We start from the raw sequence: 2,537 nt of genomic DNA on the forward strand, positions 1-2,537 counted from the left end.
TGTTGATTTCCATCCAGAAGTGACCCAGTTGACGGTGTGATTTCCATCTAAAACTGACCCACGTAGTAACCCTAACCTGCTGCTTTTAGCGGCAGGAGCACAGGAGTGATTGACGTGGCGACACTGAGTGTCATCAGACGTTGGGCATTGCGTGAGCAACTGTCCATCCGAGAGATAGTCCGGCGCACGGGCTTGTCTCGCAACACCATCCGCAAGTACCTTCGCGAGGGCGAGGCGGCGCCCAGCTACGCGAAGCGCATCAGCCCGAGCAAGCTCGACGCCTTCGCCGAGAAGCTCAGCGGCTGGCTCAAGAGCGAAGCGTCCAAGTCCCGTAAGCAACGACGCACGCTCAAGCAGATGCACGCCGACCTGGCAGCGCTGGGCTACCAGGGGTCGTACAACCGCGTGGCGGCCTTTGCACGCGCCTGGCACGCGCAACGCCACGCGATCCAGCAGACCACCGGGCGAGGCACCTTCGTGCCCCTGGCCTTCGGCCCCGGCGAGGCATTCCAGTTCGACTGGAGCGAGGACTGGGCGGTCATCGCCGGCGAGCGCACCAAGCTGCAGGTGGCGCACTTCAAGCTCAGCCACAGCCGCGCGTTCATCGTGCGCGCCTACCTGCTGCAGACCCACGAGATGCTGTTCGATGCACACAACCGGGCCTTCGAGGTGCTCGGCGGCGTGCCGCGACGGGGCATCTACGACAACATGAAGACGGCCGTGGACAAGGTGCGCCGCGGCAAGGAGCGCGATGTCAACGCGCGCTTCAGCGCCATGGTCAGCCACTACCTGTTCGAGGCCGAGTTCTGTAACCCGGCCTCGGGCTGGGAGAAGGGCCAGGTGGAGAAGAACGTGCGCGACGCCCGCCACCGGCTGTGGCAGCCCGTGCCGGCGTTCGCCACGCTGGCGCTGCTCAACGACTGGTTGGAGAGCCGCTGCAAGGCGCTGTGGGGCGAGATCGTCCACGGCAAGCTGCCTGGCACGGTGGCGGATGTCTGGGCGCAGGAGCGATCCTTGCTCATGCCTGTGCCACGGCCCTTCGACGGCTTCGTGGAACACACCAAACGCGTCTCTCCGACTTGCCTGGTGCACTTCGAGCGCAACCGCTACAGCGTGCCGGCCTCGTATGCGAACCGCCCCGTGAGCCTGCGGGTGTACGCTGCCCGGCTGGTCGTCGCGGCCGAGGGGCAGGTGATCTGTGAGCACGAACGTGTGTTCGAGCCGGGGCATCGCCACGGTGGTCATACCGTCTACGACTGGCGCCACTACCTGGCGGTCGTGCAGCGCAAGCCCGGGGCGCTGCGTAACGGGGCGCCCTTCAGCGACCTTCCGCAAGGCTTCCGTCGCCTGCAGGCGGTGCTGCTGAAGCAGCCGGGCGGAGACCGCGAGATGGTGGAGATCCTGGCGCTGGTGCTGCACCATGACGAGCAGGCGGTGCTGACCGCAGTCGAGCTGTCCCTGGAGGCTGGCGTGGCCAGCAAGACCCATGTGCTGAACGTGCTGCACCGGTTGCTGGACGCCAAGCCCGTGGCGCCTGCGCCGGTCACGGCGCCACAGGCGCTGCGCCTGGCGACCGAGCCGAAGGCCGACGTGCGGCGTTATGACACCCTCAGGAGTCGTGCAAGCGCTGCCAACGCGGTGATCACCCGGGAGGTGCGCCATGCGACATGACCCAGCGAGTGGGGCCATCGTGATCATGCTGCGCGAGCTCAAGATGCACGGCATGGCGCAGGCCGTGGCGGAGCTGGCCGAGCAGGGATCGCCTGCCTTCGAGGCAGCCCAGCCCATGCTCTCGCAGCTGCTCAAGGCGGAGATGGCCGAGCGGGAGGTGCGCACGGTGGCGTATCAATTAAAGCTGGCGCGCTTGCCCGTCTACCGCGACCTTGCAGGCTTCGACTTCACCCACAGCGAGGTCAATGAAGCCCTGGTACGCCAGTTGCATCGGTGTGAGTTCATGGACGATGCACAGAATGTGGTGCTCGTGGGCGGACCGGGCACAGGCAAGTCCCACCTCGCCACGGCCCTGGGTGTGCAAGCCATCGAGCATCACCGCTGCCGCATACGCTTCTTCTCTACGGTCGATCTGGTCAACGCGTTGGAGCGGGAGAAGGCCAGTGACAATTCCGGGCGCATCGCGCACAGGCTGATGCATATGGACATGGTGGTGCTCGATGAATTGGGCTACCTGCCGTTCAGTGCTTCAGGTGGGGCTCTGCTGTTCCATTTGCTGTCCAAACTCTACGAGCGCACGAGCGTAGTGATCACCACGAACCTGAGCTTCAGCGAGTGGGCCAGTGTGTTCGGCGATGCGAAGATGACCACTGCATTGCTGGATCGTCTTACGCATCGCTGCCATATCCTGGAAACAGGCAACGACAGCTTCCGGTTCAAGCACAGCACGGCGCAATCCGTTCAGCAAGTCCAACCCAAGAAGGAGAAAACCAAGAACTTGTCCACATCGTGAGCCATCAGGCTTACAAAGAGGGTGGGTCAATATTCGATGGAAATGCCGGGTCAGGATTCCATGGAAATCAACA

General features: G+C 63.9%; 2 protein-coding genes. Both read left to right on the forward strand.

The window, feature by feature from the left end; translation table 11 throughout:
• Positions 1–105: 105 nt before the first annotated feature.
• Positions 106–1,671: an IS21 family transposase gene (istA, locus tag EJO71_RS34155; protein ID WP_070573056.1), complete on the forward strand. Its 1,566-nt coding sequence runs from the start codon at positions 106–108 to the stop codon at positions 1,669–1,671.
• Positions 1,661–2,464 carry an IS21-like element helper ATPase IstB gene (gene istB / locus EJO71_RS34160; RefSeq protein ID WP_070573058.1) on the forward strand — a complete coding sequence of 268 codons (804 nt, stop codon included), beginning with the start codon at positions 1,661–1,663 and terminating at the stop codon, positions 2,462–2,464. Before istA ends, istB begins: the two co-directional genes overlap by 11 nt.
• Positions 2,465–2,537: the final 73 nt, after the last annotated feature.

Origin of the sequence: Variovorax sp. 679 (genome assembly GCF_003952185.1) — a bacterium.
Lineage (GTDB): Bacteria > Pseudomonadota > Gammaproteobacteria > Burkholderiales > Burkholderiaceae_C > Variovorax.